At 58.6% G+C, this 2,391-nt stretch carries 3 protein-coding genes; all 3 read right to left on the reverse strand.

Going from position 1 to position 2,391, the window contains the following annotated elements; genetic code table 11:
- Window positions 1-31: 31 nt before the first annotated feature.
- Window positions 32-1,579, reverse strand: coding sequence for an IS66 family transposase (locus FBY02_RS27965; protein WP_144931762.1), 1,548 nt, complete (start codon window positions 1,577-1,579; stop codon window positions 32-34).
- A 62-nt stretch (window positions 1,580-1,641) separates the two neighbouring features.
- On the reverse strand, window positions 1,642-1,977 hold the full coding sequence (tnpB, locus tag FBY02_RS28555) for an IS66 family insertion sequence element accessory protein TnpB (protein WP_144931764.1): 336 nt from the start codon (window positions 1,975-1,977) through the stop codon (window positions 1,642-1,644).
- Window positions 1,974-2,291, reverse strand: coding sequence for a transposase (locus tag FBY02_RS27975; protein WP_178115400.1), 318 nt, complete (start codon window positions 2,289-2,291; stop codon window positions 1,974-1,976). The genes tnpB and FBY02_RS27975 overlap by 4 nt, the downstream gene beginning before the upstream one ends.
- Window positions 2,292-2,391 lie beyond the last annotated feature (100 nt).

The following is a 2,391-nucleotide window of genomic DNA, read 5'->3' on the forward strand; positions in this document are numbered from 1 at the left end:
GTAAGCGTCTGCCGAAGTCACCTTGCGTGACTCAGGCCGGCACCCACTGATGCGGTAGCAGTTGATCAATCTCACTGGCACGCTGTGTTGGCAGCCGCGTCAGCACATCTTTGAGATAGGCATATGGATCATGCCCATTCATGCGCGCCGACTGGATCAAACTCATGATTGCCGCTGCTCGTTTGCCGCTGCGCAGTGAACCGGCGAACAACCAGTTGGAGCGGCCGAGTGCCCACGGCCGTATCTGATTTTCCACTGGATTATTATCTATGGGTACAGCACCGTCCTCGATATATCGAGCCAGTGCGCCCCAGCGCTTGAGGCTGTAATCCAGAGCTTTGGCGATAGCCGAGCCTTCGGGCACAAGGTCGCGCTGGGCCAGCATCCAGGTATGCAGTGCGTCGATAAGGGGCGCCGCTTTTTCCTGACGTATTCGCCAGCGATCCTCGTCGGTCATTTCCCGCGCTTGCCGTTCGATTTCGTACAACCCGCCAATTGAGTGCAGCGCCTGTTCGGCCAGTTGGCTTTTGTTCGTCGCATGCAGATCGAAGAACTTGCGGCGGGCATGGGCCATGCAGCCGATTTCGGTGATGCCTTGCTGAAAGCTTGCTTTGTAGCCGGCGAAATCATCGCAAACCAGCTTGCCGCTCCATTGCCCAAGGAAGTTGCGGGCATGCTCACCCGCACGGCTCGGGCTGAAGTCGTATACCACTGCTTTAAGTGTCGAAAACGGCGTAGTGCAGTAGGCCCAGACATAAGCACGATGGGTTTTCTTTTCGCCCGGCGCGAGCATCTGCACCGGGGTTTCGTCAGCGTGAATCACGCCTTGGGCAAGTACCGCTTCGCGCAGCGCATCAACCAGGGGCTGGAGCTGCACACCGGTTTGGCCGACCCATTGCGCCAGTGTCGAGCGGGCGATAGCCAGGCCGGCGCGGCCAAAGATTTTCTCTTGTCGGTACAGCGGCAAATGGTCGGCGAATTTGGCCACCATCACGTGAGCCAGCAGACCTGCGGTCGGGATGCCCTTGTCGATTACTTGGGCCGGCACCGGTGCCTGGATCAGTGTTTCGCACTGACGGCAGGCCCATTTCCCACGCAAGTGCTGCTCGACGGTGAACACGCCCGGCGTGTAATCCAGCTTCTCGCTGACGTCCTCGCCGATCCGCTGGAGCTGGCAGCCGCAGGGGCATTGGGTGTTGTCGGGTTCGTGATAAATCACGGTGCGCGGAAACTGCGCAGGCAAAGGAACACGCTTTGGTTGCTTGCGTGGTTCGGCCTGCGCAGCCGGCGGATTCAACGCTTTCAGCTCGGCTTCGATGGCCGCGATGTCGGTATCAAGCAGGTCGTCGAGCAGGCTGCCCTGAGCAGGACTCAATTGCTCACTGCGCTTGGCAAACTTGTTACGTTTGAACCATGCGATTTCGTGGGTGAGTTGCTCGATGATGGTTTGGTCGCGGTCGTTCTTCTTGCCCATCCTGTCGACTTGCTGCCCGAGAGAATCAACCTGCGACAGCAACTGCGCAGCGAATGCACGCAGTTGGTCGGGGGTCATCTGATCGAGGTTGGGCGAGGAAGTCATGCCCTGGATTTTACCAAAGCAGGTCGCTTGCGGCAGCAGGCCAAGGAGCTAATTACAGCTTTTTAAAGCAGTGTGATTACACCGCCAGCCCCAACACGCTGCCAAGGTAGGCCGAGCACCAACGCTTGAAGTTGCTCGATATCCAGCTCCATCTCGCAGCCTTGTCGAATGCCGGGCCAGTGAAACTTTCCTTGGTTCAATCGGCGAGCAGCCAGCCAGACGCCAAACCCGTCATGCACCAAAACTTTCATGCGAGTGGCGCGGCGGTTGGCGAACAAATAAGCGCAGTGCGGCTTCGCCGCACCGAACACCGCAATCACCCTGGCCAGCGCAGTTTCAGTGCCAGCACGCATATCCATGGGCTCGGTGGCGAGCCAGATGGCTTCGATGCGAATCATTGCGTGAGTCCACGGACAAAACGAGCGCAGCCTTCAGGATCAGACGTCGGCCATTTCACGGACATCGACTGCTCGCCAAATGGCAGCTCAATAATCGCCGACCCTTCTGCCTGCCGTTTGGGTGTAGCTCTCAACGGAACGAAAGCCGGCAACGCCGCTGGCGGCTGATCTCGGTAAAGCGGTAGCCACTTGCGGATCACGTTGGCGTTGATGCCGTGGCTGATGGCGACGCTGGATAGGGTTGCGCCCGGTTGCAGGCATTCCTGAACAACCTGGGCCTTGAAGGGTTTGGGGTAAGAGCTTCGTTGGCGCATGGAAATCCTGACGTTAAGGGCGATCGCGTCCGCTTAAAAATACGCGGACACCATCGCCCTTAATGCTGGAGTTCGGAAGGTGACTTCCCCAGCCGCTTAC

The organism is Pseudomonas sp. SJZ078 (assembly GCF_007828255.1).
Classification (GTDB): Bacteria; Pseudomonadota; Gammaproteobacteria; order Pseudomonadales; family Pseudomonadaceae; genus Aquipseudomonas.